The sequence below is a fragment of the Zunongwangia mangrovi genome (assembly GCF_900112105.1).
GTDB lineage: Bacteria > Bacteroidota > Bacteroidia > Flavobacteriales > Flavobacteriaceae > Zunongwangia > Zunongwangia mangrovi.
Window position 1 is genome coordinate 729,752 of sequence record NZ_FOKV01000001.1, and the last position, 16,190, is coordinate 745,941.

At 36.2% G+C, this 16,190-nt stretch carries 15 protein-coding genes; 5 read left to right on the forward strand and 10 right to left on the reverse strand.

Going from position 1 to position 16,190, the window contains the following annotated elements; all coding sequences use genetic code 11:
* The 7 genes from BM201_RS03355 to BM201_RS03385 form a co-directional block, all read right to left on the reverse strand.
* On the reverse strand, nt 1–462 hold the full coding sequence (locus tag BM201_RS03355) for an META domain-containing protein (RefSeq protein ID WP_175486967.1): 462 nt from the start codon (nt 460–462) through the stop codon (nt 1–3).
* The gene (locus tag BM201_RS03360) at nt 455–1,693 is read right to left on the reverse strand and encodes an aminotransferase class V-fold PLP-dependent enzyme (RefSeq protein WP_092539960.1); all 1,239 of its coding nucleotides are present in this window, start codon (nt 1,691–1,693) and stop codon (nt 455–457) included. Before BM201_RS03360 ends, BM201_RS03355 begins: the two co-directional genes overlap by 8 nt.
* Nucleotides 1,694–1,741: 48 nt before the next feature.
* Nucleotides 1,742–3,055 carry a Fe-S cluster assembly protein SufD gene (gene sufD, locus BM201_RS03365; protein ID WP_092539961.1) on the reverse strand — a complete coding sequence of 438 codons (1,314 nt, stop codon included), beginning with the start codon at nt 3,053–3,055 and terminating at the stop codon, nt 1,742–1,744.
* A 77-nt stretch (nt 3,056–3,132) separates the two neighbouring features.
* Complete coding sequence (sufC, locus tag BM201_RS03370; RefSeq protein WP_092539962.1) at nt 3,133–3,885, reverse strand: Fe-S cluster assembly ATPase SufC; 753 nt, start codon at nt 3,883–3,885, stop codon at nt 3,133–3,135.
* Nucleotides 3,886–3,927: 42 nt separating this feature from the next.
* On the reverse strand, nt 3,928–4,314 hold the full coding sequence (locus BM201_RS03375) for a hypothetical protein (RefSeq protein ID WP_139219121.1): 387 nt from the start codon (nt 4,312–4,314) through the stop codon (nt 3,928–3,930).
* Nucleotides 4,315–4,335: 21 nt separating this feature from the next.
* Nucleotides 4,336–5,781 carry a Fe-S cluster assembly protein SufB gene (sufB, locus tag BM201_RS03380; RefSeq protein WP_092540612.1) on the reverse strand — a complete coding sequence of 482 codons (1,446 nt, stop codon included), beginning with the start codon at nt 5,779–5,781 and terminating at the stop codon, nt 4,336–4,338.
* A 109-nt stretch (nt 5,782–5,890) separates the two neighbouring features.
* A complete protein-coding gene (locus BM201_RS03385; RefSeq protein WP_092539964.1) occupies nt 5,891–6,220 on the reverse strand; it encodes a HesB/IscA family protein in 330 nt (109 codons plus the stop codon).
* 307 nt (nt 6,221–6,527) lie between these two features.
* Here BM201_RS03385 and thiL point away from each other — a divergent pair, with 307 nt between their 5' ends.
* Entirely contained in the window at nt 6,528–7,580 is a 1,053-nt protein-coding gene (gene thiL / locus BM201_RS03390) for a thiamine-phosphate kinase (protein ID WP_092539965.1), read from the forward strand.
* A gap of 8 nt (nt 7,581–7,588) precedes the next feature.
* Here the strand turns inward: thiL and BM201_RS03395 are convergent, their stop codons facing one another.
* From BM201_RS03395 to BM201_RS03405, 3 genes are all read right to left on the reverse strand, one after another.
* Nucleotides 7,589–7,846, reverse strand: a complete 258-nt coding sequence (locus tag BM201_RS03395) for a DUF1660 family phage protein (protein WP_092539966.1) — start codon at nt 7,844–7,846, stop codon at nt 7,589–7,591.
* A 354-nt stretch (nt 7,847–8,200) separates the two neighbouring features.
* Complete coding sequence (locus tag BM201_RS03400; RefSeq protein ID WP_245758561.1) at nt 8,201–8,971, reverse strand: alpha/beta fold hydrolase; 771 nt, start codon at nt 8,969–8,971, stop codon at nt 8,201–8,203.
* 66 nt (nt 8,972–9,037) lie between these two features.
* A complete protein-coding gene (locus BM201_RS03405; protein WP_092539967.1) occupies nt 9,038–10,336 on the reverse strand; it encodes an aminopeptidase P family protein in 1,299 nt (432 codons plus the stop codon).
* A gap of 288 nt (nt 10,337–10,624) precedes the next feature.
* Between BM201_RS03405 and asnB the strand changes: the two genes are divergently transcribed.
* The 4 genes from asnB to BM201_RS03425 all read left to right on the forward strand — a co-directional run bounded on the left by asnB (nt 10,625) and on the right by BM201_RS03425 (nt 16,134).
* The gene (gene asnB, locus BM201_RS03410; RefSeq protein WP_092539968.1) at nt 10,625–12,307 is read left to right on the forward strand and encodes an asparagine synthase B; all 1,683 of its coding nucleotides are present in this window, start codon (nt 10,625–10,627) and stop codon (nt 12,305–12,307) included.
* Nucleotides 12,308–12,633: 326 nt separating this feature from the next.
* Complete coding sequence (locus BM201_RS03415; RefSeq protein WP_092539969.1) at nt 12,634–13,296, forward strand: succinate dehydrogenase cytochrome b subunit; 663 nt, start codon at nt 12,634–12,636, stop codon at nt 13,294–13,296.
* Between the two features lie 12 nt (nt 13,297–13,308).
* Nucleotides 13,309–15,312 (forward strand): fumarate reductase/succinate dehydrogenase flavoprotein subunit, encoded by a 2,004-nt coding sequence (locus tag BM201_RS03420; RefSeq protein ID WP_092539970.1) that lies wholly within the window; start codon nt 13,309–13,311, stop codon nt 15,310–15,312.
* A gap of 75 nt (nt 15,313–15,387) precedes the next feature.
* Complete coding sequence (locus tag BM201_RS03425) at nt 15,388–16,134, forward strand: succinate dehydrogenase/fumarate reductase iron-sulfur subunit (RefSeq protein ID WP_092539971.1); 747 nt, start codon at nt 15,388–15,390, stop codon at nt 16,132–16,134.
* Nucleotides 16,135–16,190 lie beyond the last annotated feature (56 nt).

Genomic DNA, 16,190 nt, shown 5'->3' on the forward strand with positions numbered 1-16,190 from the left:
TTACTCACTTTTTTCGGTTTTTATAAGGCTTATCAAAACCTCATTATTATTTGATAATAACCTAAGCTCTTTCTCAGAAAATTCAAAAGCTGTAATCTTAGGCAAAGTTTTAGAGATTGTATTTTCGTTTTCCATTGCTCCCTGACAAAATTTGCGGGTGCTTATGGCATTAGAAAATGTAATTGTATTTTCACTAATCTCGTATCCAGCACCAATAGAATTACAATCTGTTGTTATTGCAAGTCGATCGTTTTCTGAATTAAAGTCAAATATAAGATTCCCAAGATTTTCATTGTTATTATTCAGTGTTTTAACCGAATATTTCCCGGAAATTTCAGAATTATTTAACGTTTTTTGATCCTTCTCGCTAAGATTAGGTGTTTCTTTGGGCTTACTTTCTTCTTTACAGCTATAAATTAAAAGGGAGCTAAAAATGGCTAAGATCGATAAAGATCTATGCAAGCATGGTTTTAGCTTTAATAACGGCTTTGATAAATGCATCTATTTCTTCTTTTGTATTATAAAACGAAAAAGAAGCGCGAACCGTACCCGGAATTTTATAAAAATCCATGATGGGTTGAGCACAATGATGCCCGGTTCTCACTGCTATTCCCAATTTGTCGAGAATAGTCCCGATATCATACGGATGCATCCCATTAATATTGAAAGAAATTACGGCTGTTTTTTCTTTTGAAACTCCGTAGATCTCCATACCGTCTATTTCCAGAAGTTTTTTAGTAGCATAATGAAGCAATTCTTCCTCGTACGCAGCGATCTTATCGAAACCAACAGTATTCATATAATCTAATGCTGCGCCAAAAGCGATTCCGCCGCAAATGTTAGGAGTTCCTGCTTCAAATTTATGCGGAAGATCGGCATAAGTAGTTTCCTCGAAAGTTACCGTTGCGATCATCTCACCACCACCTTGATACGGAGGTAATTTGTTAAGCCATTTTTCTTTTCCGTAAAGCATACCAACGCCGGTTGGGCCACACATTTTATGAGCAGAAACTACGTAAAAATCTACGTCTAAAGCCTGTACATCGGCTTTGATATGCGGTGCTGCCTGAGCTCCATCGACTAAAACTGCCGCATCATACTCATGTGCTTTAGTAATGATCTTTTCGATAGGATTTACCGTACCTAAAGCATTAGAAACATGATTTAAAAATACAAGCTTGGTCTTTTCTGAAAGTAATTCTTCAAAAGCAGGATAGATTAATTCTCCTTCCTGATTCATTGGAATTACTTTTAAGATCGCCCCGGTTTTTTCAGCTAAGATCTGCCACGGCACAATGTTAGAGTGATGCTCTAAGGCAGAAACGATAATTTCGTCACCTTTTTTCAGCAAAGAAGCGAAACCATTTGCTACCAGATTTATACCATGAGTTGTACCTGAGGTAAAAATGATCTCGTGAGCCTTTTCAGCATTAAAATGCTTTTGTATTGTATGTCGAGCATGCTCATATTTATCTGTAGCTTCTTGTGATAAAGCATGAACACCACGATGAATATTGGCGTTATAATTAGAATAATAATCTGCAATCACATCGATCACCTGTTGTGGCGTTTGCGAAGTTGCAGCATTATCAAAATAAACGAGAGGATAACCGTTTATTTCTCGTTTAAGAATAGGGAAATCCTCTCTAACTTTTTCTACGCTATATTCTAATACTTCAGTAGCTGTACTCATATCTTAAAATTTTTGCTGAATAAAAAGGGCTACTTAAAAAATAGCTTTCTATAAGTTGAAACCTAGTTCAACGCCAAGTTTTTCAGCAATAAGATTGTTGATTCTTTTCTTGATCTCTGGGATCTTTACACTTTCTAATACGTTATTGGCGAAAGCGTACATTAATAATCCGCGTGCTTCTTTATGCGGAATTCCGCGTGATTGAAGATAAAATAAAGCATCTTCATCTAATTGTCCAATCGTGCACCCGTGGCTACAACGTACATCATCTGCAAAGATCTCTAGCTGAGGTTTGGAGTTGATGGTAGCTTTATCATCTACAAGAATGTTGTTGTTAGATTGATACGCATTTGTTTTTTGCGCCTCTTTCTCTACAACCACTTTCCCGTTAAATACACCTACAGATTTATCTGAGAAAATTCCTTTATAATCCTGGTGACTCTCGCAGTTTGGGTAAATGTGGTGAACCAGCGTGTTATGGTCTACGTGCTGCTTTCCTTCAATAATCGTAACTCCTTTCATAGTAGAGTCGATTCGCTCCCCTTTTTGGTAGAAGTTTAAGTTATTTCTGGTAAGATTTCCACCTAAAGAGAATGTGTGAACAGAACAATTACTTTCATCTTTCTGCTCGATAAAAGTATTATCGATCAAAGAAGAAGTTCCTTTGTCATTCTGAATTTTATAATAATCTACGATCGCACGACGATCTGCAAAGATCTCGGTAACCGAATTAGTTAATACCGGGTGATCTGTTAGGCTTTGATGTCTTTCGATAATTTGAACATGAGAATTCTCATCGACTACCACAAGGTTTCTAGGCTGAAGCAATAAAGAAGATTCATTTCCGGTAGAGAAATTAATTATCTGTATTGGCTTGTCTGCCATGATATTCTTATGAATATGTATATAAGCTCCTTCTTTTGTAAATGCAGTGTTTAATGCATTAAGACCATTTTTAGGTGCAAGCTTATTGAAATAATTATCGATAACAGGCTTAAATTTGTCTTTGTTTAATGCTGAAGACATTAAGCAAACATCGATCTTATCGTGAGTAGTATTAGATAAATGAGAAGAATAAATACCATCGATAAATACCAAATCGTAGGTGTCTATGTCGTGAATTAGGTACTGTTTGATCTGGCTATACTCTATAGCATCTTCTTTTTTAGGAAAAATGCTATAATCGTGTTTTAGAGCAGATTTTAACGAAGTGTATTTCCAGGCTTCTTCTTTTTTACTTGGGAAACCAAAGGTTTCGAAGTCTTTAATAGCCTGACTTCTTATTTGTTGAACATCATCATCTACCTGATATTGCTCGTCGAAAGCTAAAAATGATGATACTAATTTATCTTTTAATTCCATTGTCTTCTGTTTATCAGTTGTAATACAAATTCTTAAGATTGGCCTAAAAGACCTCCCGTTGTTATCGAATTTTAATATTAAACTGCTTTTTCCTGCTTAATCCAGTCGTAACCTCTTTCTTCTAATTCGTAAGCAAGTTCTTTACCACCAGTTTTAACGATCTTACCATCAATTAAAACATGTACTACATCTGGTACGATATAGTTTAAAAGTCTTTGGTAGTGAGTAATGACAAGCACCGCATTGTTTTCGGTTCTTAATTTATTTACTCCGTTCGAAACGATCTTAAGAGCATCGATATCTAAACCAGAGTCAGTTTCATCTAAAATCGATAATTTAGGCTCTAGCATTGCCATTTGGAAAATCTCATTTCTCTTTTTCTCACCACCAGAAAAGCCTTCGTTTAAAGATCTTGATAAGAATTTACGGTCGATTTCCAGTAATTCAGATTTTTCACGAATTAGCTTAAGCATTTCGTTTGCAGGCATATCTTCTAAACCATTCGCTTTACGATGTGCGTTGATCGCGGTTTTCATAAAGTTAGTTACCGATACTCCTGGAATTTCCACTGGATATTGAAAAGAAAGAAAAACACCTTTATGAGCTCTTTCCTCTGGATCTAGCTCTGCAAGGTCTTCGTTTTCAAAAATGATTTCGCCCTCTGTCATTTCGTATTCTTCTCTACCTGCAATAACAGAAGATAAAGTACTTTTTCCAGACCCGTTAGGCCCCATGATAGCGTGTACTTCACCTGGGTTAATCTCAAGATCGATTCCTTTTAGGATTTCTTTTCCTTCAATATTAGCGTGTAAATTCTTTATCTTAAGCATAATTATTTGGTATGCATTTAGGCTGTGCCCAAATTATGTTTGTTATTCCTGTCTTTTATTTATTGTGCTATCAGCAAGGATAGCTACAATTTCTTTTAATTCTATATTTCTTTCGATTCCGGTTTGTCTGGGACTTTGTTTTAGTTTTCCTTTTACTTTTACCGGTATCATTTCAAAATCATCAGTTTTATAAGCTTCAACCTGTTTGGCCAAAACTCGGCTTAAACTGTCGATTTCTACATTATATATAAAGTCGTCACCTCTTAGAATAGCATCTTCTTCAGTAAAAATGAATTTCCCTGTTACCGTTGGTACCGTATCTTGTGCGGTTTCCTTATCATCAGTGTTATCCTTAATAGTCTTTTCACTATTATCTTTGCAGGACAGGATGAATAAGACCAATAAAAATATGAACAGTAACTTCTTCATTTTCTAGAAACGAGCGATTGATTATCCTACAGAACCTTCTAACGAAATTTCTAATAGCTTTTGAGCTTCTACAGCAAACTCCATAGGAAGTTTATTTAATACCTCTTTACTAAAACCGTTAACGATTAACGCGATAGCTTTCTCGGTATCAATTCCTCTTTGGTTACAGTAAAAGATCTGGTCTTCACCAATTTTACTGGTTGTCGCTTCGTGCTCAACTTTCGCAGTTTTGTTTTTCGCTTCGATATATGGGAAAGTGTGCGCGCCACATTCGTTACCCATTAAAAGTGAATCACATTGCGAGAAGTTTCTTGCATTTTCTGCGCGTGGGTTAACCTGCACTAAACCACGATATGAGTTTTGTGATTTTCCTGCTGAAATACCTTTAGAGATAATCGTACTCTTAGTGTTTTTACCAAGATGAACCATTTTTGTACCAGTATCTGCCTGTTGGAAATTATTAGTTACTGCGATCGAATAAAATTCTCCAACCGAGTTATCTCCTTTTAGAATACAAGAAGGATACTTCCAGGTTACAGCAGATCCTGTTTCTACCTGTGTCCATGAGATTTTTGCGTTTTTCTCGCAAAGTCCTCTTTTGGTCACAAAGTTGAAAACTCCACCTTTGCCGTCTTTTCCACCAGGGAACCAGTTTTGTACGGTACTATATTTAATCTCGGCATCATCTAAAGCAACAAGCTCTACAACAGCAGCGTGCAACTGATTCTCGTCACGCATCGGCGCAGTACAACCTTCAAGATAGCTTACATAACTACTCTCATCAGCAATTACTAAAGTTCTTTCAAACTGCCCGGTTCCTGCCTGGTTGATTCTAAAATAAGTAGAAAGTTCCATTGGACAACGAACGCCTTTTGGAATGTAACAGAACGATCCATCACTAAATACAGCCGAATTTAATGCGGCGTAAAAGTTGTCTTTCTTCGGAACCACAGATCCGATATATTTCTTAACTAATTCTGGGTGTTCTTTAATGGCTTCTGAAATTGAGCAAAAAATAATACCTTTTTCAGCCAAAGTCTTTTTAAAGGTGGTAGTCACCGAAACAGAATCCATTACAACATCTACGGCAACTCCTGCAAGTTTTTTCTGCTCGTCGATAGAAATACCCAGCTTTTTAAAAGTGTCCAGTAATTCTGGATCGACTTCATCTAAACTCTCGTATTTAGGTTTTTTGTTAGGAGCAGAATAATAAGAAATGTTTTGGAAGTTTGGTTTTTCATAATGAACATTAGCCCATTCTGGTTCTTCCATTTGTTCCCATGCTCTAAAAGCTTCCAGTCGCCACTCTGTCATCCATTCTGGCTCTTCTTTCTTTTTAGAGATTGCTCTAACAATATCCTCATTTAAACCAACAGGTAAGGTATCAGATTCTATATCGGTATAAAATCCGTACTCATATTCTTTGGTTTCGAGTTCTTTTTTTAAGTCGTCTTCAGTATATGCCATAATCTGTTTCTTAAATTCTAAAGTAGCAGGTTTATACAATTAATTTCAGAAGTGAAATATAAATCCATTCAATTTACATTCTGAAAGTTGCCTGTCTGCTCTCTAAGTTTTACAGCGAAAAACTTTCGCCACATCCGCATGTTCTTTGGGCGTTAGGATTGTTAAAAACAAATCCTTTACCATTTAATCCGCCAGAATATTCTAAAATAGTTCCTGCCAGATATAGAACGCTACGTTTATCGACAACAATCTTAATATCGTTATCTTCAAAAAGTTTATCATCATCGGCTTTGGATTTATCGAATTTTAATTCGTAGGACAATCCAGAACAGCCGCCACTCTTCACGCCAACACGCACAAAATCCTGAAGGCTGTTAAAGCCTTCTTCTTCCATAAGATTAGAAATCTTTTTCTTTGCGTCTTCACTTACTTTTATCATAGCTTAAAAAGATCTTTTTAAATCGCGTACAAATATACATTAAAACAAGCGTTTTACCATAGCGGTAATATTTGTTTTAAGAATGTCTAAATAAATGTATTCAATTATTATTAGTAGCCTTTGTTTTACCGGATTTAAAAATGGCTAAGTTGTTTTATTTCAAAATCTTCCGGATGATTTCTAAATTCTTATACTTCCTATTGTATTAGTGGGATTATCTGCTAAACCTTTCAGTTTAAATGATAAAATTCATTAAGTGTATGTTGTTGAAATAATATTCATTTATTTTGCATAAAATTTATTTGTGATGTTTGATAATAGTGAGTCTACAAAAACAAGTTTGTCTGAATTGGGAGAATTTGGATTGATCGATCATTTAACCAAAAATTTTTCTCCAAAACATTCTTCTACGATCAAAGCCATTGGTGATGACGCTGCGGTTTTAGATTTTAAAGAAAAGCAAACTCTTGTGAGTACAGATATGCTTGTTGAAGGCGTTCATTTTGATCTTGCCTATATGCCGCTAAAACATTTAGGGTATAAATCTGTGATGGTGAACGCATCAGATATTTATGCTATGAATGCTAAGGCTACGCACATCACAGTTTCTATTGCTCCTTCTAATAGATTTCCTGTAGAGGCTTTAGAGGAATTGTACGCTGGCATACAATTAGCTGCAGATCTTTATAATATCGATGTTATTGGTGGTGATACAACATCTTCAACCTCTGGATTGTTTATTAGTATTTCAGTTTTTGGTGAAGCTGAAAAAGAAGATGTGGTGTACAGAAGTGGTGCAAAACCAAATGATCTTCTAGTCGTAACTGGTGATCTTGGTGCGGCCTATATGGGCTTACAGGTTTTAGAACGTGAAAAGCAGGTTTTTAAAGCCAATCCAAATGCGCAACCAGATCTGGATCAATACACCTATTTAATAGAGCGTCAATTAAAACCTGAAGCACGTAAAGATATCCCACCTTTGCTTAAAGAACTTGACGTAAGGCCAACATCGATGATCGATATTAGTGACGGACTTTCTTCTGAAGTGATACATCTTTGCAAAAACTCTAAAACCGGAGTTAATCTGTTTGAAGAAAAAGTGCCACTGGATCCTGCTGTAATTTCTGTTTGTGAAGAATTTGAATTAGATAGTACGATGATCGCCTTAAGTGGAGGTGAAGATTACGAACTATTATTCACCGTTTCACAATCTGATTTTGATAAAATTAAAGGGAATCCAAATCTGACGGTTATTGGCCATATGACCGAAGAAAGTGCAGGTATGCATCTTATCACACGTGCTAACCAGGCGATTCCATTAGTTGCTCGTGGATGGAACTCTATGAATAGCGAAGATTAAAGCAAGACCTAAGAAGCTTTTGCGTAATGACGTACGCGACGATTTTTTCGCCTTTTGTGAATCTTGGCGATGTAGTTGTTCGTTTCTTTAAATTTCTTAGTAAGGGGTGCTAAAAATCCATTCGCTGTATCTGTCATTTCCTGACCGCAGTTTGCACACTTATATTCGTGTACATGGTCGGTAACATTTTTGGTTACCTTTAACTTGTGGCCAAAAATATTACAGAATAACTTAGCGAAAGAAAAATTGTTGGGGGTGTCTTTCATAAAAGCTTGATTTTTAATTTTTTGACACCCTAAAGTTAAAAAAGCCTTATGAAATTCCCAAAAAATAGCTAATTTTTTGTTAAAAATTAAAATTTAAGTTTTAGGTTGAGGATAATGTAATATTTGTTGAAATTTTTAAACAAATGATAAGCCTCTTCGTTTAAAGACAGTAATTTTTGCATTAGTATTTTTCCTAATCTGTAACGTTTTAGCACTAATTAATGCCAGATCCTGCATACTTTAAAGCTGAAATTTTCCATTGAAAATGACTGGTATCTGAATGCTTTTGAGTAGATTTTGCGTATCTAGAATTGGAATGATGATACTTTCTGAATAAATTTTATCCTTAATTCTTTAGATTTTTGATTGCAGAAATTGTAGTAATAAATCCCTATTTTCAATAAAAGACAAATGCCCATCTGGAAATTCGATAATTTTTGCACTCGTTTTTTTGCCTAATTTTATGGTATTTTCTACATCTAATACCGGATCCTGCTTACCAACAACTATAAATTTATCTCCTTCGAATTGTTCAAAGGCTTCAGTGCTGTCTAATCTGTTCTTCATGCCTAAAGTAGCTGCGATAATGCTTTCTGAAGACATTTTTTGAGCTTCATTCTTAAGAATCTCGATTTCAGGCTTAAATTTTTTATTGTTTTCCGCAGTTAAAAGATTCGATATTGCCATACTTACAAAAGCCGATTTGTTTTTTGCTACTAAATTGGCGACACGATCACGATTTTCTTTCTTTTCTGGAGTATCTTCAGCAGGAGTAGAATTTATAAGGCCGATTTTGGATATTTTTTCGGGATATCTTTTTAGAATTTCCATAATCACATAACCACCCATAGAATGCCCGGCAAAACTTGCTTTTTCTATTTTTAAGTGATCAAGCACTTCAATAACCGCATCTGCCATACTTTCCATAGAGTGAACTTCAGAAATATTTCCTGTTTTACCATGTCCTAAGAGATCGATCGTTATTACTTGCCGGTTTTTAGAAAGTAGTTCCTGGTAGTCTCTCCAAATTTCTTCAGTTTCTAAAAAACCATGTAAAAGTATCAAAGGATTGCTTTTTCCCTTTGATGTAAACTTTATTTGTGTATTTTTATGCTGTATTTTCATAAGCATTACATTAAAAAAGGCCGCAAAATCGATTTAAAAATCAATTTCTGTGGCCTTTTTGTTTTTTTATGAATTCATAATATCTTCGATCTCATCAGCTTCGATCGGGATATTGCGCATTAAATTGAATGGTTCACCATTTTCCTGAATCACAACATCATCTTCAAGTCGAATCCCGAAACCTTCATCAGGAAGATAAATTCCTGGCTCAACCGTAAAAACCTGGTTGGCTTTCATAGGTTCGGTTAAAATTCCGTAGTCATGCGTATCCAGTCCGATGTTATGAGCGGTACCATGCATAAAGTATTTCTTATATGCCGGCCAGTCTGGATTTTCATTTTGAACATCAGCTTTATCAAGTAATCCTAGATCTAGCAATTCCGAAGTCATTAATTTCCCAACCTCTTTATGGAACTCGTCCCACATGGTTCCCGGTCTAAGCCATTTTGTAGACTCAGACTTCACTTTATTAACGGTATTGTAGATTTGTTTCTGGCGATCTGTAAATTTACCAGAAACCGGGATCGATCTCGTCATGTCGCTCGAGTAGTTGGCGTACTCGGCTCCCGTATCTAATAAAATTAGTTCTCCAGCTTTACATTGCCGGTTATTTTCAGTGTAATGTAAAACATTGGCGTTGTTACCGCTGGCGATAATTGGGGTGTAAGCAAAACCTTTAGAACGATTTCTAATCATTTCGTGCCAGTATTCAGCCTCGATCTCGTATTCCCAAACGCCAGGTTTCGTAAATTTAAGCGCTCTTCTAAAAGCTTTTTCGGTAATATCACATGCTTTTTGCATTAGATCCAGTTCGATAGGATCTTTTACAGAGCGTAATCTTTGTAAGATAGGATTACTTTTTGCAACGCGGTGAGCAGGATATTTTTCTTTACACCACTTTATAAAACGGTCGTCACGAGTTTCTGTTTGGATACTTCCCTGAACTCGATAATGTTCATTTTTATTGAAATAAATTGTTTCTGCCTGCGCCATAATTTCAAAAAACACCTTTTCGAAATCCTGTAGCCAGTAAACGGTTTTTACTCCGCTAACCTCAAAAGCTTTTTCTTTTGTAAGTTTTTCGCCTTCCCAAACTGCGATGTGAGGATTGGTTTCTGTAAGGAATAGAATTTCTCGGTGTTCTGGTTTTGGTGCTTCTGGAAATAAAACTAAAATAGCCTCTTCCTGGTCTACACCACTTAAATAGAACAAATCCCTATTTTGCTGAAAAGGCATTGTACTATCGGCACCAATAGGAAAAACATCATTGGCATTAAAAACAGCTAGACCTCCGGGAACCATTCGTTCCATGAAATTTTTACGGTTTTTAATGAATAAATTCCTGTCTATTTGATCATATTTCATAACTCTAATTTCAAAATTATCCTCAAAACTAAAAAACAGTCTTTACAAAGCTTGTTAATCCATGGCTAATATTTGATAAATCGGCATTGCTTGTTTTAGGCACATTGAAAATTTACCGATGCTTTACTGCTGAAAAAAATTCGTTATATTTATACTTCGGAATTTTGATTATTTAATCTTATTTCTGAAATATAATTTACAAATGTAATTGAAATAGGTGTCGTGGCTTTTTTAATGAAATGTTTATTCGATATTTGTTTCATCTTTAATACTTAAAATTTTAAAACTGTGTGTGGAATTGTTTGTGCGTTCGATTTAAAAGAGAAGTCTGATGATTTAAGACCTCAATTATTAGAAATGGCCAGATGTTTAAGACATCGTGGTCCGGACTGGAGTGGGATTTACAGTAATGACAATGTGATCATGGCGCATGAGCGTCTAGCTATTGTCGATCCAATTTCAGGAGGCCAGCCTTTATTGTCTAAAGATGAAAAATTAATACTTGCCGCGAATGGCGAAATATATAATCATAAGAAATTAAGAGAGCAATGCCCAGATTACGACTTTCAAACGGCATCAGATTGTGAAGTTATTCTTGCTTTATACAAACAAAAAGGAGCGAAGTTCCTTGATGATTTAAACGGAATCTTTGGTTTTGCTATTTATGATGTAGAGAATGATGAATATTTAATTGCAAGAGATCATATTGGTATAATTCCATTATATATTGGATGGGATCATAACGGAACTTTTTATGTAGCTTCAGAGCTTAAAGCTTTAGAAGGAAAATGTACCAAGATCGAATTATTCCCTCCTGGTCACTATCTTTCTAGCAAAGAAGAAGGTTTCCAGAAATGGTATGAGCGTGACTGGATGGAGTATGATGCGGTAAAAGATAACGCTACCAGTATCGAAGAACTTAGAGAAGCTTTAGAAAAAGCGGTACACCGCCAATTAATGAGTGATGTTCCTTATGGAGTTTTACTTTCTGGAGGTTTAGATTCTTCAATAACTTCAGCAGTCGCTAAAAAATATTCAGAAAAAAGAATAGAAAGTGATGATAAGGACGCGGCTTGGTGGCCAAGATTACATTCTTTTGCGATTGGGTTGGAAGGTTCTCCAGATTTAGCTGCAGCGCAAAAAGTAGCCGATCATTTAGATACCGTGCATCACGAGATCAAGTTTACCATTCAGGAAGGTTTAGATGCAATAAAAGATGTGATCTATCATTTAGAAACTTATGATGTGACCACGATTAGAGCTTCTACTCCTATGTATCTAATGGCTAGAACTATTAAATCTTTAGGGATTAAAATGGTACTTTCTGGAGAAGGATCAGATGAGCTTTTTGGTGGATATCTTTATTTCCATAAAGCACCAAATGCGAAAGAGTTTCATGAAGAAACCGTTCGTAAATTAGATAAACTACATCAATACGATTGTTTAAGAGCTAACAAATCACTTTGTGCCTGGGGAATCGAAGGCCGTGTACCATTCTTAGATAAGGAATTTATGGATGTTGCAATGCGTCTTAACCCAAAAGATAAAATGATTACTGGTGAGCGTATCGAAAAATGGGTGCTAAGAAAAGCTTTTGAGGATTACCTTCCAGAAAGTGTTGCGTGGAGACAAAAAGAGCAGTTTTCTGACGGAGTTGGATACAGCTGGATCGATACTTTAAAACAATTGGTAGACTCTGAAGTAAGTGACGAGCAACTTAAGAATGCACACTTCAAATTCCCAATTCAGCCACCAACAAGTAAAGAGGAATACTATTATAGAACGATCTTCTCTCAGCATTTTCCAAGTGATGCTGCGGCATTATCTGTACCTTCAGTGCCTTCTGTAGCTTGTAGTACACCAACTGCATTAGAATGGGACGAATCGTTTAAGAACATGAACGATCCTTCTGGTAGAGCAGTGGCAAATGTTCATTCAGATGCATATAAAAAAGATCTTGTAGAAGGTTAATTCTGAATAAAAATAAATGAAAGAGCTATCTAAAATTCGATATTTTGGGTAGCTTTTTTTATACAGTTAAGTTAAATTCAACTTTATAAATTGTAGAATTTCAATCGATTGAAAAATTATGCGATTATTCTTCTTTTTCGTTCTGGAGCGTTGCAAATAAAGGTGTTCGGTGATTTTTAGTCTGAAATCTAGTTTTATTTAAGATTAAACAAAACTGTATCTTACTTATACTTATTCTAAATAGCCTTATAAAGAAGCATTAAAGTTTGTCCATAAATTAATTGGAGTGTATTTTTGCTGTTAAAATTCTATAAATAATCAAACCAATGGGTGGATTTTTAAAATCATCTATCGCAAAAAAAGTTGCGATGGCCTTGTCGGGACTGTTCCTGGTCTTATTTTTACTTCAACACTTTACGATCAATCTAACTTCTGTAATTAGTGAAGATCTATTTAACGAGCTTTCTCATTTTATGGGAACCAATTTCCTGGTACAGGCAATTCTTCAGCCGGTATTGATCTTTGGGGTGATATTCCATTTTGTGATGGGATTTGTGCTTGAAGCTAAAAACCGTGGGGCTAGAAATATAAAGTATGTAAAGTACAATGGTAGTGCTAATTCTAGCTGGATGTCAAGAAACATGATCTATTCTGGATTAGTAGTTTTAGCTTTTTTAGCGCTTCACTTTTATGATTTTTGGGTACCAGAAATTGTACATAAATATGTAGAATCTCACCCAGAAGATGCCTCGAGATATTATGGTGAGTTGGTGGCTAAATTTCAGGATCCAATTCGTGTAGCAGCTTACTGCTTATCTTTTGTGTTCTTAAGTTTACACTTACTTCATGGTTTTTCTTCCTCATTTCAATCTATGGGATGGAATAACAAATATGCTAAAGGAGTAAGAGGCATTACAGTGGCTTATGCTATAATCATTCCGCTAGGATTTATTTTTATAGCATTGTTTCACTATATCAATAACCTTTAATTCGCGAGATTTATGTCAGTTTTAGAATCAAAGATACCAGAAGGACCACTTAAAGATAAGTGGACTAAACATAAGAATGATATTAACCTGGTAAACCCTGCCAACAAGCGTAATATCGATATTATCGTTGTAGGTACAGGTCTTGCAGGAGGAGCTGCTGCTGCAACACTTGCAGAATTGGGTTATAATGTAAAGACTTTTTGCTACCAGGATTCTCCAAGACGTGCACACTCTATCGCTGCACAGGGAGGTATAAATGCATCAAAGAATTATCAGGGAGATGGTGACTCAGATTACCGTCTTTTTTATGATACCGTAAAAGGTGGGGATTACCGCTCTAGAGAAGCGAACGTTTATCGTCTTGCTGAGGTATCAGGAAATATTATCGACCAGTGTGTTGCACAAGGTGTTCCTTTTGCACGTGAATACGGTGGTTATTTAGATAACCGTTCTTTTGGTGGGGTTTTGGTTTCCAGAACTTTTTACGCAAAAGGGCAAACTGGTCAGCAATTATTGTTAGGAGCATATTCTGCAATGAACCGCCAAATTAATCGTGGTAAGATCCAAACTTTTAATCGTCACGAGATGATGGATCTTGTATTGGTTGATGGTAAGGCAAGAGGAATTATCGCCAGAGATATGATTACCGGAGAGATCCAAAGACATTCTGCTCACGCAGTTGTATTGGCATCTGGTGGTTACGGTAATGTATTCTTCCTTTCTACGAACGCTATGGGAAGTAACGTAATGGCAGCATGGAGAGCACACCGTAGAGGTGCTTATTTTGCAAATCCATGTTATACGCAAATTCACCCAACATGTATTCCGGTTTCAGGAGATCATCAGTCTAAACTGACGTTGATGTCTGAATCTTTACGTAATGATGGTCGTATTTGGGTTCCGAAGAAAAAAGAAGATGCAATAGCGATTAGAGAAGGCAAGAAAAAGCCTACCGAACTTTCTGAAGAAGAAAGAGATTATTACTTAGAGCGAAGATATCCTTCATTTGGTAACCTTGTACCTCGTGATGTAGCTTCACGTGCTGCAAAAGAGCGATGTGATGCTGGATTTGGAGTAAATAAAACCGGACAGGCTGTATTTTTAGATTTTGCTAGCGCAATTAAGCGTTACGGAAAAGAAGCGGCTTTCTCAGCAGGGCAAAAAAATCCTTCTGAAGCAGAAATTATAAAATTAGGTAAGGAAGCAGTAGAGGCTAAATATGGTAACCTTTTCCAAATGTATGAAAAGATCACCGATCAAAACCCTTACGAAACTCCAATGATGATCTTCCCGGCAGTACACTATACGATGGGAGGACTTTGGGTAGATTATAACTTACAAACAACTATTCCTGGATGTTACGCCGCAGGAGAAGCAAACTTCTCAGATCACGGCGCGAACAGATTGGGAGCTTCGGCTTTAATGCAGGGGCTTGCAGATGGTTACTTTGTACTTCCTTATACGATAGGAGACTATCTTTCAGGAGATATTAAAACCGGAAAAATCCCAACAGATTCTCCAGAATTTGAGGCTGCAGAAAAAGATGTTCGTGGTAAGATCGAGCGTTTGATGAATGCAGGCGGAAAATACTCTGTAGATACTTACCATAAAAAATTAGGTAAGATTATGTGGGATAAATGTGGTATGGCACGTAATGAACAAGGTCTTAAAGAAGCTATCGAAGAAATTAAAGCTTTAAGAGAAGATTTTTGGAAGAACGTAAAAGTTACCGGTACCGCAGATAGTAAAAATGCTGAATTAGAAAAAGCAGGTCGTGTGGCCGATTTCCTAGAACTAGGAGAGCTTTTCGCAAAAGATGCATTACATAGAAATGAGTCTTGTGGAGGACACTTTAGAGAAGAGTATCAAACCGAAGAAGGTGAAGCTTTAAGGGACGATGAAAACTTTAGATATGTAGCTGCCTGGGAATACAAAGGACAACCAAGCGATGCTGCTCTTCACAAAGAAGAACTTATTTTCAACAATATCGAATTAAAAACAAGAAGTTATAAATAGATGCAAGTGTTGAGATATGAGCTGTTACAAATTAGCGACTCAAGACTCAATACTCAATACTAAAATCTAAAGAATATGAAACTTATATTAAAAATATGGCGACAAGAAAACGCTAAGTCTGCAGGGAAGATGGTATCCTATCCTATCGACGGTATCGAAGGAGATATGTCTTTTCTTGAAATGTTAGACGTTTTAAATGAAGAGCTTGTTGCTAAAGGAGAAGATCCGGTAGAATTCGATCATGACTGTCGTGAAGGAATTTGCGGTTCTTGTTCATTACAAATTAACGGTGAACCTCACGGTCCAGATAAATTAATAACAACCTGCCAATTACACATGCGTTCTTTTAATGATGGTGATACGATCGTGATCGAGCCATTTAGAGCCAATGCGTTCCCGGTAGTTAAGGATTTGATCGTAGATAGAACTTCTTTCGATCGTATTCAGCAGGCGGGTGGATATGTTTCTGTAAATACTTCAGGAAACACTATCGATGCCAATAGTATTCCTGTAAATAAGCATGATGCAGACGATTCTTTCGCTGCAGCAACCTGTATTGGTTGTGGTGCGTGCGTTGCAGCTTGTAAGAATGCAAGTGCGATGTTATTTACTTCAGCAAAAGTTTCACAATATGCTTTACTTCCGCAGGGACAGGTAGAAGCTACAGATCGTGTTATGAATATGGTTCGCCAAATGGATCTTGAAGGTTTTGGTAACTGTACAAATACCGGTGCTTGTGAAATTGAGTGTCCTAAAGGAATATCTTTAGAGAATATTGCTCGTATGAACCGTGAATATTTATCTGCAAGTACAAAAGGATAAAAAATATTTTTTCTGAATAGAACTGAATCCCGATTTCTCTTTAGATTTCGGGATTT

What these genes read in the sequence shown, in the direction of transcription:
- sufC (WP_092539962.1), bottom strand. Translation starts at nt 3,885, where the DNA reads ATGCTTAAGATAAAGAATTTACACGCTAATATTGAAGGAAAAGAAATC.
- thiL (WP_092539965.1), top strand. Translation starts at nt 6,528, where the DNA reads ATGTTTGATAATAGTGAGTCTACAAAAACAAGTTTGTCTGAATTGGGA.
- BM201_RS03420 (WP_092539970.1), top strand. Translation starts at nt 13,309, where the DNA reads ATGTCAGTTTTAGAATCAAAGATACCAGAAGGACCACTTAAAGATAAG.
- BM201_RS03385 (WP_092539964.1), bottom strand. Translation starts at nt 6,220, where the DNA reads ATGATAAAAGTAAGTGAAGACGCAAAGAAAAAGATTTCTAATCTTATG.
- BM201_RS03415 (WP_092539969.1), top strand. Translation starts at nt 12,634, where the DNA reads ATGGGTGGATTTTTAAAATCATCTATCGCAAAAAAAGTTGCGATGGCC.
- BM201_RS03400 (WP_245758561.1), bottom strand. Translation starts at nt 8,971, where the DNA reads ATGAAAATACAGCATAAAAATACACAAATAAAGTTTACATCAAAGGGA.
- BM201_RS03395 (WP_092539966.1), bottom strand. Translation starts at nt 7,846, where the DNA reads ATGAAAGACACCCCCAACAATTTTTCTTTCGCTAAGTTATTCTGTAAT.
- BM201_RS03425 (WP_092539971.1), top strand. Translation starts at nt 15,388, where the DNA reads ATGAAACTTATATTAAAAATATGGCGACAAGAAAACGCTAAGTCTGCA.
- BM201_RS03375 (WP_139219121.1), bottom strand. Translation starts at nt 4,314, where the DNA reads ATGAAGAAGTTACTGTTCATATTTTTATTGGTCTTATTCATCCTGTCC.
- BM201_RS03405 (WP_092539967.1), bottom strand. Translation starts at nt 10,336, where the DNA reads ATGAAATATGATCAAATAGACAGGAATTTATTCATTAAAAACCGTAAA.
- sufD (WP_092539961.1), bottom strand. Translation starts at nt 3,055, where the DNA reads ATGGAATTAAAAGATAAATTAGTATCATCATTTTTAGCTTTCGACGAG.
- BM201_RS03360 (WP_092539960.1), bottom strand. Translation starts at nt 1,693, where the DNA reads ATGAGTACAGCTACTGAAGTATTAGAATATAGCGTAGAAAAAGTTAGA.
- sufB (WP_092540612.1), bottom strand. Translation starts at nt 5,781, where the DNA reads ATGGCATATACTGAAGACGACTTAAAAAAAGAACTCGAAACCAAAGAA.